This window comes from Cupriavidus sp. L7L (assembly GCF_004353535.1).
GTDB lineage: Bacteria > Pseudomonadota > Gammaproteobacteria > Burkholderiales > Burkholderiaceae > Cupriavidus > Cupriavidus oxalaticus_A.
This window is the reverse complement of sequence record NZ_SMNY01000022.1, coordinates 1-20,124: the sequence shown is the minus strand read 5'-3', so window position 1 is coordinate 20,124 and position 20,124 is coordinate 1. Positions and strand designations below refer to the sequence as shown.

The window sequence follows — 20,124 nt, the reverse complement described above, 5'->3', positions numbered from 1 at the left end:
CCTATCGTTGCTCTATGGTGAACCAGCTTTCGAAGGTGCCGCCCTCGATGCCGTCGCCGCTGACGCGCTCGTCCTGAGGCTGCAGCCACTCCGGCACTGCGCCGGGCTGCGGCGGATTGGGCGGCGACGGCGGGACCAGCTTGGGGATGTGGTCGGCGTCGAGCGCGCGCAGCTGCTTGGTGTCATGGTGCAGCCCGCGGATAAAGTCTCCGTTGACCAGCAGCCGCAGCTTGACCGGCTTGCCCTGCATGGCCCCAAACAGCTTTGGCAGGACCTGCTGGCCGATGCGCACCGCGGTGGCCATGCCGTTGGCGTCGACGCCGGGGTCGAACTGGGTCTGCGCATCGCAGTCGCGTTCCAGCCGGCCGGGTTTCAGGTCTTCGCGCGACAGTGGCAGGTCGCACCAGCATTGCAGTGGCAGTTCGACCAGGCGGCCCTCGTGCTGCACCTGCAGGTGAATCGAGTCGGCATGCAGGTCCCCGGCCATCACCGGCGTGTCGAACGCCACCACCAGTCCCCTGGCGATGGCGTCGAAGGGGATTCGCTCGGCATGCTTCCAGTTGATGTCGCAGATGTGGGGCAGGGCCCAGTCCAGGCCGTCGCCGGGCTTGCCTGGCTCGCCCTGATCGCCGGGGTCGCCCTTGTCGCCCTTATCCCCCTTATCCCCCTTATCCCCCTTATCGCCTTTCTCACCCTGTTGTCCGGGCAGGCCAGGGTCGCCCTGCTCGCCCTTGGCGCTGGTGCCGCCGCAGCAGTGCTCCAGCATGCAGCGCACCGCCAGCGCCAGGTCGGCCACGCTGGGCACGTCCGCGCGCCACGTCAGCATGTCGAGGCGGGCGATATTGGCCGCCGTGTCGGCGAGCGGGTCGCTGGGCGGCACGGTCGGGTCTTCGAGCTTGCGCGACGGGCGGTATCGGGCGATCGTGGCCAGCGTCACGCAGTCCGGCGCGGGGCAGGCCGGGCAGGGATGCGGATCCAGGAAGTCCTCGCAATGGGTAGCTTCGATGGCGGCGATCGCGGCGCCGTCGTCATACACTGCCCACAGCCGCTCGCCGGCGAGCGCCAGCGCGTCGCCGCCCGGGCCGATTTCCAGTGCGTTGGACAGCAGCGCCGGCTGGCCCTGCTGCATGCGGCGCAGGTCTACCGCGACGATGCGGCTGTTGCCGGTGGCGGGCTGCATCAGCACATAGCCGAAGCGGCCGGCCGCTTCGGCGACCAGCGCCACGGGAGGCGCGGGCAGCGGATCCTGGTGCAGCAGCGTGCCGTCCGGCTTGGACAATGCGATGCGCTGGCCGGCCTGGTCGGTCCAGGCGAGCAGGTCGAGGGCATCGGTCTTGACCGTTGCCAGCGCACTGACGCTGGTGCCGGACAGGCCAAGCGCGGCCGGCGTCAGTGCTGCCGCGGCCAGGTCGACCGATTGCATCGCGCCATTGGCCTGCGCCAGGTACAGCGTCTTGCCGTCGCTGCCAAGCGCCCAGGCGGTGGCGGCAAAGCCGCTCAGCGTGGCGTCGAGCACGGCCGTCAGCGTGCCCGGCGCGAGATCGACCGTGAATAGCAGGCTGTCGCCGCCGCCGACCACGAGCGCGGCCACGCGGTTGGGACCGATCGCCGTTACCCAGGCCTGCGTGGCACCAGCCGTGCCCGGCAGGTCGAGCGTTGCGTCTTCGGCACCGGCGAAATCGCCGGCGGATGTGGTATCCAGCAGCGCCAGCCGTGCCGGGTCCGCCGCGGTGGCGCCGGCGACCAGCGCCACCAGGAGCGTGCCGTCGCCGCTCACGGCGATGCCGGACACGGCGGTGGTGAAATTGTGGGTGGCGATATACGCCTGGTTCGACAGCCACAACTGCTGCACCGTGCCACCGCCGCCCGACAAGTCCGCCGCAAGATAGGCGCGCTGGCTCGCCTCATGCAGCGCCACCGCGCGCGCGCCGGCCAGCGTGACGCTGGCCTGCCACGTCAGCGTGGGCGGCTGCGGCTGCGCGGGCGGTACCGCCGGCAGCTCCGGGTCAACCAGCACGTCAAACTCGTAGCTTTCCAGGATGCGATTCGGCGCGCAGCGGGAGTCGTCGCAGCCGCATTCGTCGTACAGCACAGGCACTTCCTCGGTGGGGCATTCGCGGTAGCGGATGCATAGCAGCAACAGGTGGTCCGCGTTGTCGGGCTGCTCGATCAGCGCACGGACCGCCGGGAAGCAGGTGATGTCCAGCGTTTCCTCGTCGATCACCAGGATCTCGTTGCCGCAGCAGTCGAGCGCCGCGCCGGGCCTGACCACCACGTAGCGGTCGCGGCAGGCAGGGTTCGGGTGTGCTGCCACTTCCAGTCCGCAGATCACGCCGGTGCCGTGCAGCCGTGCATGGTGGCGGCGGAATTTCTCCACCACGTAGGCCTGTTCCACGTCGAAGTCCGGCACGTCCATCAGCTTGCCGAAGAAGTAGTGGTTGCGCAGCGGGGTCTGCACCTCGCAGCCGGGGCAGGGTGCGTCGCAGCAGCCAGTCGGGGTATGCATTGCGTTGCCCATAATTCAGACCTCTCGTCGTTTGGCCGCTGTCGTTGATCCGCTCTGGTGGCCAGCTACAGCCATTACTGCATGGTGGTGTCCATCCCCACGCGCCGCGTGCCCACACGCAAGGCGCGCGCGCCGCCGTCGCGGTCGGCGCCGCCCAGCACGGTGCCGCGTCCCAGCCGCATCGCATCCAGCGCGGCCGGCGCGGCGCGGTAGCCGATCACGGCATCCAGCCCCAGCATGGCCTGCACGCCGATGCGGAAGCGCGGCTCCACCGGCACCAGCGTGGCTTGCACGTGGGCCGGCACCTCGGCCTTGAGCAGTTGTGCCAGCGCGCGTGCCAGCGCCGGATCGCGCACGCACGCCGCGGGCACAAACACCGACAGCTTGTGCGCATAGACATGGAAGGGATCGCGCCACGGGTCCTGCGCGGTCTTGAGCTGGGTGACGCCGAGACGCGCGCTTTCGTCCGGGCTGGCGGCGCCGTGCCGGCCGGCATGGACGGCACCGACGCACGGCTCGCAGTCATCGCCGCCTTCGCTGCCGGCACGGCCCGGCAGCGGGCAGCCTGGCATCGCCGCCGGCGGCGCGCCCGCGCCCAGCCGGCTGCGGTTGACGATGCGCTCGCCCCACAGGCGCGCGTTGTCGGACAGCCGGCCGAATCCCAGGAACAGCCAGCGCCGCAGGATGTAGTGCTCCAGCAGCAGCCGCGGTGGGCGCCAGCGGAAGCGTTCGGGAATGTCGCTGGCGCACGGTACGCAGGGCGCCGCGCCGGCGCTGTATCCGCACCAGCGCTGCAGGCCGAGAAAGAGGTAGAGCGTGTGCGTCAGCCCGCGCGGCGTGCCGCGCCAGGCAAATGCCCGCGCCGCATGCTTGATGAACGCGCGCTGCCGGGCCAGCGGCAGCGCCGACAGGCCGCTGCCCAGGCCGAGCCAGCCGGCCAGGAAGCCGAGGAAATCCTGGCGCCCGCCGGCAGGCGCCGAATTCGGGTCGAACAAGCGCGCCTGTGTGTCGATCTGCCGTTCGATGTCGCGGAACTGGCGGTCGAACAGCGCCAGCCAGCGGTCCGTGAATTCGGCGCTGACCGGCTCGGCGCCGAAGATCGCCGGCAGATAGCGGCGCCAGCTGATGCGCGGGAAATCGATCGCCACGCAGGCCAGCGACGGCGTCGCCGCGCCGTTGCCGTCCAGCCGCAAACGCAGCCACAGGAAGCGGCCGGGGCGGGCCCGCAGCATGTAGTCGATGCCGTCGAAGGCGGTGGCGCCTTCAGGCTCGGGATGCAGCGCCAGCGCGGGCTGCCAGTCGCCGCTCTCGAACAGGTCTGACGCTTGCAGCGCGGTTTCGGCGGTGAGCACGTCGATGGCAAGCCGGGTATGCGCGGGCAGCGTGGCGCCAAGGACGATGCGGTCCCACATGCACTCCGAGATGCCGCTGTCGAGCGCCTGCGAGTGCCACGTGCCGGTGGAGGGCCAGGCATCGGGTGGGTCGTCGGGCGGCGCGTCCAGCAGCGTGCCGGACGGGTCGAACACGCACGGCGCGGCGCATGGCGGGCTGCATAGCGCGGACAGGTCGACCGAGCCGTCGGCATGCACCGTCAGCGGCAGCGGCGCGAAGGCGCCGGCGAGGTCGGCCGGGCGCAGCGGCGGATCGAGACGCCTGCGCGTGGCGGGATCGTAGAACACCACCGCCTCGGCGCCATCCGTGGCGACCAGCAGGCTGCCGTCGCAGGCGGCGGCCAGCGCGGCGACGGCGCCGAAGCCGTCATGGCGCTCCAGTACGCAGCCGGACGCGGCAAAGCGCAGCAGCAGGCCGTGCATGCGGTCGCCGACCCAGATATCGCCGTTGGGCGCCACCGCCAGCGCCGCGGGCTGCCAGTCGTCGAGCCGGCTGCCGGCATCGCACGGTGGCGTGGCCAGCGGTGCGCGCCACACGCCGCGTGCCGCGCCGGTGGCTGCGTTGAGCACGACCACGCGGCGCGTGGCAGGATCGGCCAGGTAGAGACGCCCGCAGCTCGCGGCCAGAGTGGCCGGGCCCGAGGGCAGCCGAGGATCCTGCGGGCGCAGGCAGAAGGCGTCGGTGAACACGCAGGCGCATGGGTCGAAGCGCAGCAGGCGCCGGCCCGTGGCATCGAACAGCAACAGCGCCTGCTGGCAAGGCCCGAGCGTGGCCAGCGCCATATGCCGTGGCAGCACCAGCCCGCCAAAGCTGCCGCTGGCTTCCGGCAGCGTGCGGCCGGAACCCGGCAGCGGCAGCAGCGTCAGCGCGCCGCATTGACCCAGCGGGCCGATGGTGGCGGCCGGCACGGCCGGCGGCTTGCCGGGCAGCGCCTGCCAGCCGAGTTGTCCGTTGAGCACCAGCGTCAGGGGATCGTGCGGCGGGCGCGGTACCGGTGGCAGGTAGGGCGCGTGCGAGGCTGGCCCCGCCGGTGCCGTGGCGGCGGGCAAGGTGCAGGGCTGGGTCATGCATCCACCTCGCTGGTCTCGTAGCGGACGCTGAACGCCAGGGAGTCGTCGGCCAGCCGCAACAGCGCGCCGCCGCCGACCGGGACATTGGTGCAGGCCGGGTAGTCGGTGTCGTCGAGCCGGAACAGCAGGTCGTCCACGCTGACCACGCCGGCCAGCAGCAGCCGCTGCACCACGCGCGAGTAGTTGATGTCGCCGCCGAACGGCCAGCCGCTGCCGTCGGCATCCGGCTTGCTGTCTTCGCCGCCGACCAGCGGATGGAAGTAGCGCCGCAGCGCCAGCAGCGCGGCCTGCTTGACCGCGGCCAGGTCGGCAGCGCCGGCCACGGTGAGCGTGGCGGAGAGCCGGAGCAGCCGGTAGGCCGGTGCCAGCACATAGAGTTCGGTGGTGGCCAGGCGGCGCTGGTCCAGCTGCGCGCAGACCTCGCGCAGCAGGCCTTCGGTGGGCTGCGGCGCGGGGTCGTCCAGCGGCTGCTGCGGGTTGCTGGCCTCGGGCACGACCACCACGCTGACCACGCCGGGCACTTCCACATTGGGGAAGGCCGGATGGAACAGCGGCAGCGCCCGCGCGCGCGCTACGCCGCCGACCTGCCGCGCATGCAGCTCGAAGTCGTCGCGGGTGACGGCGCGCTCGTGGCTCTTCAGCGTGGCCGCGGCACGTTCGCGCGCGGCCTCCAGCGTCTCTTCATCGGCACCGCCGAAGGCCGGGAACAGGTTGCCCACGCCCTCGGTGTCGATGCCCGGCAGGCTGCCGCGCAGCGTGGCGATCAACCCGGCACCGACATTGCCGTGCGCGCCGCCGCCCACGCGGTAGCGCCGCGCGACGATATTGGCGGGGCGGTTCGGGTTGGCCACCGGGATGCGGCCGCCGATGCCGTGGAAGCGGATCTCGCCGGTGGTGCGGTTGAGCACGTAGTGCGCGTCGTCCGGCCCGGATGCCAGGAAGTCCGCCACCTCCTGCCACGGCTGCAAGCCGTCGCCTTCATCGACTTCAAGCGCCAGGCTGCCGGCCAGCACCGGGTGCTGGGCGAGCTGGAACACCTGGTCGGGCATGCCGGTGCTGCGCCCGGCGATCTCGGCATCGACCGATTGCGCGGCGATCGCCGGGACCGTGTTGGTGCGCACCGCCAGCAGCCGCGGCGGGCGCTGGTAGGCGCCGCCGGCCAGCCGCGCGCGCAGCCAGTAGCGCGGCGCGGCCACCTTGCCCAGCACCGCGCGCTGCGGGCCGTTGCGGGGCGCGGCGCCGAGCAGCACATGGCCGCTGCGGGTGAAGGCGGCGGTGTCGTCGCGCAGCGTGTCGAGCGGGTACCAGTCCTTGCCGTTCCAGTATTCCCACGCGAGCGTCGCCGGCGGCGCGGTGGCCAGCGGGCTGTCGACATAGAAGGGCGCGCGCGCATCGCGCCGGGCGATCCACACCGCCAGGTCGATCGGCACGCTGGGGAAGTCCAGCGGGGAGTCGAATCCCAGCATCAGCGCATTGCCTGTCCGTACCGCCGGCCCGAAGGCGAGGAAGCCGGCCTGGACCTCCGCGTTGGCGGCACTGACGTCGGTGGTCTGCAGGCCGAGGTCGACCTGCACCGCATCGAGCCGGGCGCTGAGCGCGACCAGTGCCTTCTCGGTCTCGAACACCACGGGCCGGTCTTCGCCCGGCACCTCGGCAGCGACCTGCGTGTGCAGCGGCACGATCAGCGTCGGCTCGGCGTAGGTCGCCTGCACCGGGAAGCTCAGCTCGGCGCGCGCCGGCCGCGCCGGCAGCAGCTCGATGCCGAGCAGCTCCAGGAACTTCAGGTAGTTCAGCTTGGGCACGCGTCCCAGCCGCGCCAGCAGCAGGTCGCTCATCCAGGCCATCAGCTGCACCACCGCCATGCCGGGCTCGTTGTCGTTGACGTCGTCCCACTCCGACGTGTAGCGCGGGATGCGCGCCCGCGCCTCGGCCACCAGGTCGGCGTAGCGCCTGTCGTCGATCACCGGGTATTCGTTCCTGAGCGGCATGATCCTGGCCCTAGACGTAGGATTCGTTGATGTAGAACGGGTACACCAGGTTGGCCAGCGCGTTGTTGGCGCGGATGCGGTAGTCGACGCGGATCAGCAGCAGGCTGGGCTGCGCGGGGTCGAAGTCGGCCGTCACGGCCAGCACGTCGATGCGCGCCTCCCACAGCGCCAGCGCCTCGCGCACCGCGTCGACCGCCTCGGTGCGCGTGGTGGGGTCGTTGGGCGCGAACAGCAGGTCGTGGATGGCGCAGCCGAACGCCGGCATCATCAGGCGCTCGCCCAGCCGCGTGCCCAGGATCAGGTAGATCGATTCTTCGATGCGCTGCCCGGCGCGCGCCAGCGCCAGCTTGCCGCGCGGCGTGACCGAGAGCGGGAAGGCAAAGCCGGTGCCGAGGAAGTCCTGTGCCATCTCAGCCTCCCAGCGCGTCGGCGACGAGCTGCAGCGCCTTGGTCAGCTCGTCGAGCGTGGTGACCACGTTCTGCAGGCTCTCGATGTCCTCGGCCGCGCCGATGGTCGGCGTCTTGATAGGATCGACCCCGGCGATGCCCATGAAGGGCTCGGCCAGCGACAGCAGCACCAGCACCGGGTCGATTGCCGACATCATGTGCTGGGCCGAGACATTGGCGTTGGCCTGCGCGCATTCCAGCGCGGCCATCAGCTCGCTGTTGCCCTCGGCCTGCGCCGACGAGATCTGCAGCGCCAGACCGCCCATCAGCGCCAGGACGCTCTTGAGCTGGCCGATGATGCACCTGAGCAGCTTGATGATGAGCAGCAGCACGTCGCGCACGAACGGGATCATCACCACGGGCGTTGGCACCGCCAGGCAGGGCAGCACCGCCTCGGCCGCCTGCAGGAACTCCGGCACCACCTTGATCAGCGTGGGCGGGTCGGGCGGGCCCAGCGCCTTGACCACGTCGATCAGCGGCTTGATCAGCTTGAGCACCTTGACCAGGCATTCGATGCTCGCCATCACCGGCGCCAGTTGCAGCACCAGCGAGAAGTTGAGCGAGCAGTCGTCCGGAATGCCCTTGGTGATATCGACGATTCCCTTGAGCGTGCCGCCGGTGGGCAGCTGGATCTGCGCGCTGCCGGGCTTGGGCAGCGGGATGCAGACCGGCTTCTGCAGCGCCTTCTGCAGGGATTCGGGCAGCGGTACCTCGATCGGGACGTCCATGCTTGCCTCGCGGTGTGGTCTGCGTCGGTAGGGCCAGCCTGCAGGGCCAGCCTTCAGATCGGCCCGCCGGCGGGCCGCACCAGCCGGTCGTTGATGGTGATGCTGCCGACCGCGTTGATCGCCAGCGCGCCGCGCGTGTTGATGCTGATATGCGTGTTGGTCATCACCACGGTATTGCCGTGCGCGTCCTCGATGATCAGCGCGCCCTTGTTGCCGGCCACCGGCGTGGAGTCGACCATGCGCAGCGCATGCCCGTTGCGCGAGCGGATCATGCGCTGGCGCTCGTCGGAGGACGGCGGCCGCTGCCGCGGGTTCCACAGGAAGCCGATCACATAGGGGTGGTCCCACATGCCCTGGTCGAAGGCGAGGATCACCTCGTCCTCAACCTCAGGCATGAAGAACGCGCCACGCTCGCTGCCGGCCATTGGCGCGGCCACCGGCACCCAGCGCTGCTCCGGTCCGGACAGCCAGGGGTAGTTGACCTGGATGCGGCCCAGGCGCTCCGGGTCGCGCACCGCGATCACCTTGCCGATGACGATGCCTGCACTGCGTTCGCTGCGGTTCATGGGGTGCCTCCTCCGGGGGCGAGTTGCAAGCCGGTGTCCGGGTCTTCCCGGCGCGCGGTGAAGCGGGTGACATAGCCGCTGGCGTTGATCGTGTGCGTGGTCTCGGTGACGAAGAATTCGCCCGAGAGCCGCGCGCCGATGCCCTGGATGCTGACGTGCGAGCCGGCGCGCAGCCGCGGCAGGCCGACCACGCTGGCCTGCACCTTCACCAGTTCCTGCGCGTGGCCGGTGAGGATGTCGAGCGCGAGCCGCCGGGCCTCGTTGCGGGTCGATACCGGGCGCGTGACCACGCGTTCCTCGCGCGGGTCGCACTGCCTGACGATCTCCAGCAGGCGCGGGTTGCGCCGCAGGAAGCGCGGGTCTTCCAGGTCGGCGGTTTCCTCGATGGCGCGCTGGCCGGCGCGGTCCCAGCCGCGCACAGTCACCTTCTTGACCTGGTTGGCGGTGGTCAGGGTGGCCTTCAGGTCCACCAGGCCGGCACCCCAGTCGAGCCGGTAGGGCCTGGGCCCGCCCTTGGTGGACGGGCCAAAGTAGAGCCTGTCGCTGCCGTCGGCAGGGTCCTGCTCGATCGTTACCACGTAGCCGCGCAGCCGCGCGCGCCGCCACAGGAAATCGATGTCGTATTCATTCTTCTGGCCGACGAAGACCAGCGGCGGTTCGTTGTCGGGGTCGGTGCGGATCGGCATCGGGATGCGGCGCGCGTCCTGGCCGCTGTTGCGCCAGTCGGGGTCCGTCAGGCCGTCGAAGCTGCGGGCGATGGCGCTGTCGGTGGTGTCGTGCCAGTTGCCGTCATAGCGCTTGCGCCGCAGCCGGTGCAGCCGGTTCAGGCCGCGCACCGCCAGCGTGTGCGGGCCGCCGGTGGAGAAGGTCGGCTCCATGGTGGTAAAGTTGCCGGTCAGCATCTCCACCAGTTCGCTGGCGTAGCCCATCCTGATGCGGACCACCTTGGAGCAGGGCTCGAACAGCGTCTCCAGCTCATGCAGCGTGGCATCGGCCGCGCTCTTGCTGTCTTCCGAGCCGATGTACTTGTAGCGGCGCCGCGCCGGATCCCAGTTGCCGACGGTCAGCTCGAAGCCGTCGATCTGGTCGATGTTGTCGCGGTAGGTGATGTCGACGATGTCGCGCAGCACGCTGTTCTCCGGCCGCACGCCGTCGATGGTCAGCTCGAAGCGCGGCACGCGCAGGCCACCCATTTCGCTGCGGGCGGATTCGCCGGCAAGGGTCAGGTATTCGCTCGCGCCCATGGCATCGCCCCTAGCGGATCGACGGCACCGTCAGCCGCAATCCCGCCGCCAGCCGGCGCGGATCCTCGATGCCGTTCTCGTCGGCAATGGCGCGCCACTCGCCGGCGCGCTCGTAGTAGTCGCCCGCGACCGCGCTGAGGGTGTCGCCACGGCGCAGCACGTGGGCGTGGCTGCGGTCGGGCGAGCTCGGGTTCTGCCTGCCGAGCTGCTGCTCGATCGGGCGCCACTCGCGCAACACCAGGTTGACCGTGGCGCGCAGCGGGATGCCTTCGGGGCTGAACAACGTGAAGCGGCTGCGCACGCTCTCGGCCACGCCGGTGAAGCTGGTGCGCCGCTGGCTGCCGCCCCAGGCCTTGCCGACTTCGTTGCCGGGAAACTGGTCGTTCCAGATGAAGGTGACCACCGGCGGCGCATGCAGCGCGGGGATCATCTTGACCAGCTGGTAGTACTTGTCGGCTTCTTTCGTCACCGACTGCGCGCCGATGCCCATGCCCTTGTCGGTGCTGTCGCAGAACAGCTCCAGCGTCAGCTTCTCGGCATTGCCGCGCACGAACTGCTGCAATGGCGCATCCAGCCCGGGAATGCCGATCTCCGCCATCTGCACCTGCTTGTCGAACTGCAGCTCGGTGGGGTTGAACTGCACCGGGTAGCTGATGGTGTCGGAAGGCTTGGGCCCCACCCGCACCTTGAACTTGCCCTTGGCCGGTATCGTCATGGCGTTGCTCCGTCAGGTCCGCCGGAACCGGTCTCGCCTTCCATCCAGTCGAGGTATCCATTGCCGGTCGAAGTCTCGCTGGACACCTGGCGCTGATGCGCCAGCATCTGCTGTACCGCGGGCAGGATCGCCGCGACGATGCTGCGCACGGTCTGCTCGGACAACCCGCCGGCACCGTCGACGATGCGCACGCGGCTGACCACGCTTTCGATGATGACGTCGCTCAAAACAGGCTCCCGATGGCTCCGGCGGCCTCGCCGATGGCGCCGGCCAGCGCGGCCGCGCCGCCCAGCTGGTAGAGGCCTTCGTGGGTGATGGTGACGGCTTCGACCGCCACCGCGCTCTGCTGGGCATTGAGTTGCGGCCCGCTGTACCTGGTCGGCAGGCCGCGGCGGAAGCCCCATACCGTGTGCGGCTTGTGGCGCGCGTCGCACAGCGTGATCAGGCCGTCCTTGCGCTTGCCGGCGCCCGCCGTGAAGGCGTAGAACCAGTCGAACAGCTCGGTGCTCCTGGTCACGCCGTGGCGCAGCACGATCTCGGTGTTGCGGATGCGCTTTGGGAACTTGAGCACGGTGCCGTTGAGACCGCCCTCCATGTAGTCGTCGGTTTCCATCGTCATCTCCAGTCCGCTGCATTCGCTGAAGCCGGCCACCGGCGCGGGCATCAGCGGCGACAGGGCGATCCGTGTCACCGCCGAACCGGTGGAAGCGGTCGAGTCATACAGCGTGACCAGGAAGTTGAAGCCGAGCAGCGGGTCGCGGCGGGTGGCGAGGCTCATGCGAACTCCTTGCGTTCGAACAGCGAAAACACCGGCAGGTTGTCCTGCCTGCCCACGCGCAGCACGATGAACTCGGCCGGCGCCACCGGCGCGATGCCGACCAGCGCGATCAGCTGGCCGTGCTCGCGCGCGTCGGCGTTGGTGGTGTCTTCGGTGGGGTCCTCCTGGCAGCGCACGAAGAACGATTCCGCCGCGGTGGCGCCGGCAAAGGCGCCGCGCTGCCAGAACAGCGTCAGGATGGCGATCAGCGTGGTGGCCACGGCGGCGCGCGTGGGCGCGTCGTTGGGCTCGAACACGGCCCAGCGCAGCGCGATGTCGCAGGCCCGCCTGAGCGCGATCAGCATGCGCACGGTGCTGACGTAGCGCCATTCCGGTTCGTCGCTGACGGTGCGCGCGCCCAGCAGCATCGGCGCGCGGCCGAATTCGGCGCGCAGCACGTTGACGCCGGCATCGTTGAGTTCGCCATGCTGGGCATCGTTGACCGCGCTGCGCACGTCGACCACGCGCTGCACCGGCACATTGGCCGGCGCGCGCGTCACGCCGAGCGCCAGGTCGGTACTGGCGATGGCACCGGCAACGTGGCCGCAGGCAGGCACGATCCTGACGCCGGCGACGCTGCCGGCAACGGGTGGCGCGGCGCCGTCGTTCTCGGCCACCGCCAGCCAAGGCGCGTACAGCGCGGCGGCGCGGGCGGGCTGCTGCTCGACCAGCATGCGGCGCCATTCGGCCAGCGCGCGGATGCCGCGGGCGCGGCTGGTGGCGCGCTCGAACGGCGCGGACAGCACGGCAAAGCGGTCGCCACGCGCATCGCAGTCGGCGATCAGCGCGGTCTGCACGCGCAGGATGTCGGGCTCGGCAAAGACCGGCGGCAGCTCGGCGACGGCGCGCGGCTGGTGCACGCGGCGCGGCGGCGCGGGCGGCGGGCAGGCGAGGCAGGGATTGGCGGCATCAGGCGGCAGCGGCTCGTAGTCGGGGTCCGGCTGCGGCCGGATCAGGATGTCGGGCGCGGCCACCAGCGAGATTTCGTCGATCTCCGCCAGCGCCTGCAGGCCGCGCGCCTTGCGTAGTCGGGCGAAGTCGCTGTCGCGCGGGGAGTACGGCTCTCCGAGGAAGTCGCTGGCGGTCAGCGCGGCCAGGCCGTCGGCGCCGGACGCAAGCGGCAGCCGCTCGCCGGACGCCGCCGCCAGGGGCAGGGGCGGCAGCGCGGGGGCAAGGCCAGCAATCTCGACCAGTCCGGGCGGCACGGGCAGGGCGCCGGGATTCACCGGCGGCAGGCGCAGCCGTTCGGCCCCGCTGCCATACGCCGGCGCCAGCACGGTGCCGAAGTAGCGCGGGTGCCGCGGCGACGGGTGCAGGTCGCGGTATTGCGCGGCAAAGGCGTCGCGCCGCCAGACGTCGAGCGTGTAGGCGACACGCTCCACCATGAGCGGCTGGGCAGGGTCCAGCGCGCTCCAGGCGAGCTGGTCGGCGCCGCGCTGGCGCGGATCGGGATGGACCCAATAGAGCTTGCCCGCCGCTGCGTCGACATGCACCAGCACGCGATGCGCGCTCGCCGCCGGCTGCGCCAGCCGCACCAGCTCACCGGGCGCAAAGCCGGCCACGGCGGCCAGCCGTGCACTGGTGCTGTCGGCCGACAAGGCGCGCTGCGTCAGCGGCCGCTCGCGACGCCACGCTATGCTGAGTTCGTTGCCCCAGCTGCCGGGAGAGGTGGCCGACAGCCGCCAGCGCGGCACGCCCGCGGTGTCCGCCAGCAGCACGCCGGCGCTGCGTGCGCCGCCGCCCGGCGCGGCCTCGTTGCCATCGTCGCCAAACTGCCGCGCGGCCACGCGCACGACCCAGCAGCGCAGGCCGTCGTTGTCGAAGAAGCCGCGCACCGCCCACGCCAGGTAGGCGCTGCCGAACGGGCGCCCGAAGTGCGCCTGGAACTGCCGCCACGATTCCACTGCCACCGGCGTATCGAGCGGGCCGCGCTCGGCCAGCCCGATAAACGCGGCGATGTCGGTGCGCAGCACCACCGGCCCGTCGCTGGCGGCGTCGGTCCGTTCGATGCTGACGGCGGGCATGCCGTGGCGCATGGCGGTCTCCGGTGCTGGGGTTGCCGTTCCGTTCAGGGCGCGGTGCTGATGATCTCGATGGTCAGGCCCTCGTGGTGCAGCTCCATGCTTTCCACGGCCACCTGGTTGCCGGTGGCGGTCAGGCTGGGCCCCTCGATCTTGTTGATCCACGCGTTGACGAAGTTCCAGCTCAGCACGTCGCGGTGGGCCTCGTTCATCAGGATCACGCTGCCGTTGCGGCGCTCGTTGGCGCCGTCGGCGATATGGCGGTACCACTGCCACAGCGTGTCGTCCTGCACGTAGCCGCGCTTGAACATCAGCGGCGTGTACTTGCGCAGCCCCTGCAGCTTGCGCACGTTGTTGGTGGGGTCCTTGCCCTCGCGGTAGTCGATCGCGTCGCCGTCGGCGGTCAGGCCGCTGACCTCGCTGAACGAGGCCACGATCAGTCCGTCCAGCTCGACGCGGAAGTTGAAGACCGGGAAGGGATCGATGCGGATGTCGGTGGCGGCCATGGCCTTGCTCCTCGGCTTTCGCTCATTGTTCGCTTATTGCTCCGCGTCGGCCGTCCACAGTCCGATGCGGATGATCACGTACTCGGCCGGCTTGACCGGCGCCACCCCGATCACCACGATCAGGCGCCCGTTGTCGATGTCGTCGCGGGTCATGGTGGTGCGGTCGCACTTGACGAAGAAGCCTTGCTCGGGCGTGGTGCCTTCCAGCGCGCCGTTGCGCCACACCGTGGTCAGGAAGTTGGTGATGCTGCGCCGCACGCGCGCCCACAGCTCTTCGGCGTTGGGCTCGAACACCACCCACTGCATGCCGCGGTCGATCGAGTCTTCCAGGAAGATCAGCAGGCGGCGCACGTTCAGGTACTTGAACTCGCTCTCGGAGGTGATGCAGCGCGCGCCCCACACGCGCAGGCCGCGGTTGTTGGGCCGGAAGTCGCGCACCACGTTGATATTGGCCGGATACGGGTTCAGGATGTCCTGCTCGCCCTTGCTGAAGTAGCGCGTCAGCCCGCTGATGCCGCGCACGACTTCATTGGCCGGCGCCTTGTGCACCCCGCGCTCGTTGTCCACGCGGGCATAGATGCCGAGCATGTGTCCGGACGGCGGGATCGGCACCTGCCGCAGGTTGGCCAGGCTCTGCGGGAACGGGTCGGGAATGGTCAGCCACGGGTGGTAGACCGCGGCATAGCGCGAGTCGTAGCGGCTGCGCAGGTCCTGCACGTCGGCCAGCGTGTCGTTGTCGGGCGGCGGGCCGTCGAGCACGGCGAAGCGGTAGCGCATCGCCTCGCACTGGTCGATCAGCGCCTGCTGCAGGGCCGCGGTGGTCTGGCCGGGAATCGCGACCAGCGAGATGTTCTGCGGGTTTTTCAGTGCCTGCAGGCCGGTGCGCAGGTCGGGCTCGTTGTTGTCGGTGCCGGCGTACATGGGATCACCCATCAGCGGCACGGCATCGCTGCCGCCGGACAGCGGCAGGCGCGCGGGGCGCACCAGGCCGGAAGGCAGCACGTCCAGCAAGGCCTCCGGCCCGAGCCGGATCGCGGTGCGGTTGGCGATCACCGGCTCCAGGTCCAGCACGCGAATATATTGCGACGCCCCTTCGGAGCGCCGGTCCCAGCGCCGCAGCGGGTTGCCGGCGTCGTCGGCGGGCGCTCCCGGCGTGAAGGTGGCGCCGATCACGCGCTCGAAATAGCGGCTGTGGCGCGGGTCCATCGACAGCTGGCGGAAGCTCTCCTGGTCCAGCAGGTTGTCGTTGCGCGTGGGTACGGCGGGGTCGGGGCGCTGGCGCAGCAGCACCGTCAGGCTCCACTCGCGCGAGCGCACACGGGCGTTGAGGCCGGCCATCAGCGCGTTGTTGACGGCGTTCATATGTGCCGCCTGCAGCCCGGGCGGGTCCAGCAGCACCAGCCGGCTGGCGCGGTCTACCGCGCGCGCCTTCAGCAGCGGGGCGCCGGCCACCGGCGCGCCGTCGGGTGCGAGCAGCTCCAGGATGGTGCCGGGCTCGATGCCGGTCAGCGTGGCCAGCTGCAGCGACGAGAACATGCCCGGCCCCGGCGGCGGGTTGGCGGCCAGCACATTGGCGTTGGCCGCGAGGCTGCTGGCCTCGTCCGCCGCGGCGACCATCAGCCGGTCGCCCCAGCCGCCGGCGTCCAGCGCCTGCACCGCGAACAGCCGGTTGCGCTCGGCCACCACCGCGCCCGCGGCGTGGCTGAAGTCGAGGCGGTCGTCCAGTTCGATCTCCAGCGGGCTGGCATTGGCCGCGGCGCCGTCGAGGCGGTGGAAGTAGGCAATGCCGTCCGCGGTGGTGAAGCGGACCACTTCCGGCAGCACCGCACCATAGGTGGTGCCGTCGCCAACCAGCAATTGATCGCTGCCGTCGGCGGTCGACAGCACCAGCGTGGCCGGCTGGCGCGTGGTGTCGACCGCCACGTCCTGGCGCGCGACCTCGACGCCGCTGGCATGGCCCGCGCTCAGCGGGTGCGCCAGCTGGACCACGCCGGCGTCGGGCGAGACGCCGCGCTCGCCCAGCATGCGCGCGATGGCCACGTATTCCTCGTCCGGAGACGCACCGATGCGCAGCACGTCGCCGGCATCGAGGCCGAGGCGGTTGTCCAGCGCCAGCGTCGCGGCGCCGGCGCCGGCGGCCTGGGTGGTGTGGCGCAGCGCGAAGCTGGCGGTGGCGCCTGCGGCGGGCGCCGCGGGCAGCGGGGCCTGAAGCGCGACCGCGCCCACCGTGGTGTTGACGGCGCTGATGGTGCCGGTATCGGCGCCGATGGTGATCGACATGCCGGGCGCCAGGCCGTCGACATCGTCCAGCGGGATCACGTCGGGGCGCAGCAGGGACTGCGCCGTATTGGCATTGCCGCCGACCGTGACCGCGGTGCCGGCGGCAGGCGCTGCCGCCAGCGCGGTCGCCAGCACCACCGCGCGCAGGTCGGGCAGCACGGTCGCAACCAGCGCGGTATCGCCGGCATTGTCGAAGGTCATGCCGGTCTCGACGCCGTTGACGCTGTCGAGCGGCACCACGCGTTCGGTCGGATAGGCCACCACGCTGGCCGCTATCGCGCCCACCTGCACGGCATCGCCGGCGGCCAGCGCCGGGCCTGGCAGCGGCGCGGCCAGGCGCACCAGGCCGAGGGCGGGGTTGACCGCCGCCACCACCTGGTTGTTGGCGCCGAAGGTGAAGGTCATGCCGGCGCTCATGCCGGCCACGGTATCGAGCGGCACCACCACATTGGTCGGCAGGTCCACGACCGTGCGCGCGTCGTCGTCCAGCGTGACCAGCTGGCCGATGGTGCCGGCCGGGTAAGGCGCGTAGGCGGGCACGTCCAGCGGCAGCTGCGCCAGCGTGCCGACGCGCTGCACTTCTTCCTGCGCGCTGCCCACGCCGACCACCACCAGGTTGCCCGCGGTGCTGAAGCCGGGCCCGAACAGCAGCAGGCCGCCGGCGCTGGCCGCCACGTCCAGGTTGACGTTGGCGCCGGCCGGGATGTCGAGGCCGTCGAGCTGCGCGCCGCGCGCATGCGGCAGCCGCAGCGGGGTTTCCAGCAGCACGCGGGCCTCGGTCGTACTTAGGCCGACCACCGCGGCGGCAAACACGTACTCGGCACCATCGACCTGCAGCAGCTGGTGCGTCAGCGGCAGCAGGTTGGTGATCAGCGCGGCGGTGCCGCTGAGCACCACTTCGGTGGCGCCGGCGCGGGTGTCGTCGCGCAGCGTGAAGGGGCTGAGCGTGGCGTTCACGGTGACGGCGATATCGCGCGTCGGCGCGCCGGCCGCGTGCGAGAAATACAGCGGCAGCGTCAGCGCGGTATGGGCCGGCGCCGCACCCAGCGCCTGCACCAGGCGGTAGTCGGCGCGGCTGCCGTCACCCACGCGCACCCAGTCGCCGACGCCGAAGTTGCCGGGATCGAGCACGTACAGGCGCGGCAGGTTGATGGCCGTGCCGGTGTCCTGCAGTGCCGGGCGCAGCAGTACGCTGCCGCCGATGGCCGCATTGGCCAGGTCGAGGTGGAACAGGTCGCGCCGCGCGCGCTCGGCCTGCTCCGGCAGCACGCGCGTGACCCAGGCGCGCTTGCCGCCGTTGAGGAAAAAGCCCTCGACCGCATGTGGCAGGTAGCTGTGCACGCGTGCGCCCGGCCCGGTGAACTCGTCCGCTGGCAGCATGCCGCCGAACAGCCGCTGGAACTCGCCGAAGCTGGTGACCAGCTGCGGCACGTTCAGCGGGCCGCGCTCGGTCACGCCGACCAGCCCGGTGGTGCTGGTGCTGACCCCCTCGATCGGCTTGTTGCTCGCCTGGGTTTCCTCGACGTAGACGCCGGGTGCGAGATATTCGGGCATATTGGTTCCCCTATGCGGTTGCGGGACGGAACAGGAGGGCGTAGTTCATTCGCGTCATTCGAAAGCCACCGGCAGGACCTGCTCGGCCAGCCCGTAGTCGGGCTCGATGGTCAGCAGCAGCGGTTGCGGCGGCGCGGGGTGCGTGGCGAGCAGCCGGAACAGGGCCAGCCGCGAGATGCGCGGCAGGCGGAAATAGCCGTCGGCGTCGGCGGCGGTGGCGTAGTGCTCGATGCGCTGGTATTCGGGCGGGTTGGCGCCGTCGTCGACCTGCACCAGCGACAACGCCGGCCACGGCGCGGCCGCCGCCAGGAAGGCGCACGGGTCGCCCGCCTGCGCCGCGCGCGACAGGTTGCGCGGGTCGTGCGTGGCGGGGATGCTGGCGGGCACTGCCTGCGCCTGGCGCCGGTGCAGGTGCCTGAGCGGGTAGTCGAGTTCAACCCAGGCCGGCTGGTCGGCGGACAGGCTGGTATCGACCGCATGGATGCCGATCACTTCCCGGCGTTCGGCATCGCCGGCGTCGATCACCAGCGGCATGCCGGGCGCCAGTGTGTCGCGGTTGTCCAGCCGCAGCCGGCGCGCGCCCGGCGCGGCGGGCTGGAGCAGGCGCTTGGCCTGCGGCAGGTCTTCGACCAGGTCGCAGCGCGCCAGTGCGGCCACCGCATGGCTGCGGTAAAGCCCAGGCGACAGCGCTACCAGGTTGGCCGGTTCCATCACCGCGGCAGGCATCACGCCAGCGGGCGGATAGGCCGGCCATACGCCGTCGATCTCCACCGTCGCGCCGGGCAGGGGCAAGTTGGCCGCCGTGTCGCGCCGCACGACGCGGCCTTTGCAGGCGACCCCGGTCCGGTGCAGGAAGACATCGCCGTGGTCCAGCGCCGTGAAGTCGCCGGGGAAGGCGGGAAACGGGCCGAGCGTGCCGTCGAGGTCGAGTGGCAGGTAGCCGTGGGCTTCGATCCGCATTGGTATCGCGGCAGCGCCCGATGCCAGGGCCGGGAAGACGCTGGCCGGCCAGCCGGCGAGACCCGCCAGGCCATCGCGCGTGATGCGCTGGGCCACGTGCAAGGCCAGGCGCCGGTCGGTCGTGCCGACCCGGCTGGCCTGCACCGGCCGCTGCGTGATCTCATCGATCAGCCGCGCCTGTACCAGTGCGCGCAATCTCGCGCCCGCCGGCTGCAGCGGGTCGGGGCAAAGGTGCCAGGTGGCGGCGCCGATGGTTTCCGGGCGGCAGTCCATCATGCCGGCTCCTGCACGCTGGCGATGCCGTGTTCGGACAGCACCGAGTCCACCGGCGTGACCCGCTCCGGATCGTGGCCCGAGGCGATCGGCACGATGCTCATCTCGAACGACACGCAAAGCTGGTAGGGCTTGTCGAGCGCGTCCCAGACGCGCGTGATCTCCTCCAGCGACAGCGGCTCCAGCCGCACGAAGAACTCCAGCCCGGAGCCGGCCAGCGTGCCGGCCAGGCGCGCGCCGCTCAGGCTGGCGTCGTCGTGGAAAAGCTGCAGGATCTTGCCCAGGATCAGGTGCTCGAGGTCGGTGGCGTCTTCGCGCTCATCCGCGACCTGGGGCGTGACCAGGAAATGCAGGCGCAGCGGCAGCGGGCGATGTTCGATGCGGTCGGCGGCGCTGCGCCGGGGCGGGCGGTTGAGCGTGAATTCCTCGCGCTGGACCAGGTAGAGCCATAGCGACAGGCCTTCGCGATCGCGCTCTTCCAGCTCTTGCGGCGTGTCCAGCGAGACGATCATGGTGCCGATCGCGTCCGGCATCGGGTCGGCCGGATCGAAGTACGGCGACAAGTCCGGGTCGTCGCGCAGCGCCTGCTCGATATGGCGGCGCAGGCTCTGGCAGGCATCGCGTATCGCTGTCTTCATCGCTCAGTTCCCGTTGCGCGGCGCGCTGTCGTTGCCGTTGCCGTTGCCGTTGCCGAAAGCGGCGGCGGCGCTGTAGAGGAAGTCTCCCGAGGGCAAGCGCCTCGCCTGCAGCATCCCGTCCCGCACCAGCGCCTCCAGCGCCCGCAGTACCACGGCAGGGTCGGCCTGCGCGCCGGCCGGCAGCCACCAGCGGGCAATGCCGTTGCAGGTATCGGCGGCCCGCGGATTGCGGCGCACATACCGGACCACCTGCAGCGCCACGGCGGCTGCACTGGGGTCAAGGCCTGAGACCGAGCTGTCGACCATATCGTGGCTGTCGCGGGTGGGGCGGGTTGGCCAACCCAATGTGCAACAAGCGGGCCAGGCCGGCCAGGCCTTGCAACCGGCGGCACGGCGGGGGAGGAGGGGGGGAGGAGGGA

At 71.1% G+C, this 20,124-nt stretch carries 16 protein-coding genes; all 16 read right to left on the bottom strand.

Going from position 1 to position 20,124, the window contains the following annotated elements; translation table 11 throughout:
• Nucleotide 1 precedes the first annotated feature (1 nt).
• Nucleotides 2–2,506 (bottom strand): hypothetical protein, encoded by a 2,505-nt coding sequence (locus tag E1J61_RS37845; RefSeq protein ID WP_133095693.1) that lies wholly within the window; start codon nucleotides 2,504–2,506, stop codon nucleotides 2–4.
• Between the two features lie 74 nt (nucleotides 2,507–2,580).
• Nucleotides 2,581–4,965 (bottom strand): hypothetical protein, encoded by a 2,385-nt coding sequence (locus E1J61_RS19580; protein WP_133095692.1) that lies wholly within the window; start codon nucleotides 4,963–4,965, stop codon nucleotides 2,581–2,583.
• Nucleotides 4,962–6,956: a putative baseplate assembly protein gene (locus tag E1J61_RS19575; RefSeq protein ID WP_133095691.1), complete on the bottom strand. Its 1,995-nt coding sequence runs from the start codon at nucleotides 6,954–6,956 to the stop codon at nucleotides 4,962–4,964. Before E1J61_RS19575 ends, E1J61_RS19580 begins: the two co-directional genes overlap by 4 nt.
• A gap of 10 nt (nucleotides 6,957–6,966) precedes the next feature.
• A complete protein-coding gene (locus E1J61_RS19570; RefSeq protein WP_133095690.1) occupies nucleotides 6,967–7,365 on the bottom strand; it encodes a GPW/gp25 family protein in 399 nt (132 codons plus the stop codon).
• Nucleotide 7,366: 1 nt separating this feature from the next.
• Entirely contained in the window at nucleotides 7,367–8,131 is a 765-nt protein-coding gene (locus E1J61_RS19565) for a hypothetical protein (protein ID WP_133095689.1), read from the bottom strand.
• Between the two features lie 53 nt (nucleotides 8,132–8,184).
• Nucleotides 8,185–8,697: a phage baseplate assembly protein V gene (locus tag E1J61_RS19560; RefSeq protein ID WP_133095688.1), complete on the bottom strand. Its 513-nt coding sequence runs from the start codon at nucleotides 8,695–8,697 to the stop codon at nucleotides 8,185–8,187.
• A complete protein-coding gene (locus E1J61_RS19555) occupies nucleotides 8,694–9,941 on the bottom strand; it encodes a phage late control D family protein (RefSeq protein ID WP_133095687.1) in 1,248 nt (415 codons plus the stop codon). The genes E1J61_RS19560 and E1J61_RS19555 overlap by 4 nt, the downstream gene beginning before the upstream one ends.
• A 10-nt stretch (nucleotides 9,942–9,951) precedes the next feature.
• Complete coding sequence (locus E1J61_RS19550) at nucleotides 9,952–10,656, bottom strand: LysM peptidoglycan-binding domain-containing protein (RefSeq protein WP_133095686.1); 705 nt, start codon at nucleotides 10,654–10,656, stop codon at nucleotides 9,952–9,954.
• Entirely contained in the window at nucleotides 10,653–10,883 is a 231-nt protein-coding gene (locus tag E1J61_RS19545) for a hypothetical protein (RefSeq protein ID WP_133095685.1), read from the bottom strand. Before E1J61_RS19545 ends, E1J61_RS19550 begins: the two co-directional genes overlap by 4 nt.
• Nucleotides 10,880–11,434, bottom strand: a complete 555-nt coding sequence (locus E1J61_RS19540) for a phage tail protein (RefSeq protein ID WP_133095684.1) — start codon at nucleotides 11,432–11,434, stop codon at nucleotides 10,880–10,882. The genes E1J61_RS19545 and E1J61_RS19540 overlap by 4 nt, the downstream gene beginning before the upstream one ends.
• Nucleotides 11,431–13,509 (bottom strand): phage tail sheath C-terminal domain-containing protein, encoded by a 2,079-nt coding sequence (locus tag E1J61_RS19535; protein ID WP_133095683.1) that lies wholly within the window; start codon nucleotides 13,507–13,509, stop codon nucleotides 11,431–11,433. Before E1J61_RS19535 ends, E1J61_RS19540 begins: the two co-directional genes overlap by 4 nt.
• Nucleotides 13,510–13,541: 32 nt before the next feature.
• Nucleotides 13,542–14,000: a phage tail protein gene (locus E1J61_RS19530; protein WP_133095682.1), complete on the bottom strand. Its 459-nt coding sequence runs from the start codon at nucleotides 13,998–14,000 to the stop codon at nucleotides 13,542–13,544.
• A gap of 33 nt (nucleotides 14,001–14,033) precedes the next feature.
• A complete protein-coding gene (locus E1J61_RS19525) occupies nucleotides 14,034–17,834 on the bottom strand; it encodes a phage tail sheath C-terminal domain-containing protein (RefSeq protein WP_133095681.1) in 3,801 nt (1,266 codons plus the stop codon).
• Nucleotides 17,835–17,888: 54 nt separating this feature from the next.
• A complete protein-coding gene (locus E1J61_RS19520) occupies nucleotides 17,889–19,070 on the bottom strand; it encodes a hypothetical protein (protein ID WP_133095680.1) in 1,182 nt (393 codons plus the stop codon).
• Nucleotides 19,067–19,705, bottom strand: coding sequence for a DUF4255 domain-containing protein (locus E1J61_RS19515; protein ID WP_133095679.1), 639 nt, complete (start codon nucleotides 19,703–19,705; stop codon nucleotides 19,067–19,069). Before E1J61_RS19515 ends, E1J61_RS19520 begins: the two co-directional genes overlap by 4 nt.
• A 3-nt stretch (nucleotides 19,706–19,708) precedes the next feature.
• Nucleotides 19,709–19,966: a hypothetical protein gene (locus E1J61_RS19510; RefSeq protein ID WP_133095678.1), complete on the bottom strand. Its 258-nt coding sequence runs from the start codon at nucleotides 19,964–19,966 to the stop codon at nucleotides 19,709–19,711.
• Nucleotides 19,967–20,124: the final 158 nt, after the last annotated feature.

Excerpts from the sequence above, each read along its gene's own strand:
- E1J61_RS19555 (WP_133095687.1), bottom strand. The coding sequence starts at position 9,941 with ATGGGCGCGAGCGAATACCTGACCCTTGCCGGCGAATCCGCCCGCAGC.
- E1J61_RS19550 (WP_133095686.1), bottom strand. The coding sequence starts at position 10,656 with ATGACGATACCGGCCAAGGGCAAGTTCAAGGTGCGGGTGGGGCCCAAG.
- E1J61_RS19535 (WP_133095683.1), bottom strand. The coding sequence starts at position 13,509 with ATGCGCCACGGCATGCCCGCCGTCAGCATCGAACGGACCGACGCCGCC.
- E1J61_RS19575 (WP_133095691.1), bottom strand. The coding sequence starts at position 6,956 with ATGCCGCTCAGGAACGAATACCCGGTGATCGACGACAGGCGCTACGCC.
- E1J61_RS19580 (WP_133095692.1), bottom strand. The coding sequence starts at position 4,965 with ATGACCCAGCCCTGCACCTTGCCCGCCGCCACGGCACCGGCGGGGCCA.
- E1J61_RS19540 (WP_133095684.1), bottom strand. The coding sequence starts at position 11,434 with ATGAGCCTCGCCACCCGCCGCGACCCGCTGCTCGGCTTCAACTTCCTG.
- E1J61_RS19530 (WP_133095682.1), bottom strand. The coding sequence starts at position 14,000 with ATGGCCGCCACCGACATCCGCATCGATCCCTTCCCGGTCTTCAACTTC.
- E1J61_RS37845 (WP_133095693.1), bottom strand. The coding sequence starts at position 2,506 with ATGCATACCCCGACTGGCTGCTGCGACGCACCCTGCCCCGGCTGCGAG.
- E1J61_RS19515 (WP_133095679.1), bottom strand. The coding sequence starts at position 19,705 with ATGAAGACAGCGATACGCGATGCCTGCCAGAGCCTGCGCCGCCATATC.
- E1J61_RS19560 (WP_133095688.1), bottom strand. The coding sequence starts at position 8,697 with ATGAACCGCAGCGAACGCAGTGCAGGCATCGTCATCGGCAAGGTGATC.
- E1J61_RS19520 (WP_133095680.1), bottom strand. The coding sequence starts at position 19,070 with ATGATGGACTGCCGCCCGGAAACCATCGGCGCCGCCACCTGGCACCTT.
- E1J61_RS19565 (WP_133095689.1), bottom strand. The coding sequence starts at position 8,131 with ATGGACGTCCCGATCGAGGTACCGCTGCCCGAATCCCTGCAGAAGGCG.
- E1J61_RS19570 (WP_133095690.1), bottom strand. The coding sequence starts at position 7,365 with ATGGCACAGGACTTCCTCGGCACCGGCTTTGCCTTCCCGCTCTCGGTC.
- E1J61_RS19525 (WP_133095681.1), bottom strand. The coding sequence starts at position 17,834 with ATGCCCGAATATCTCGCACCCGGCGTCTACGTCGAGGAAACCCAGGCG.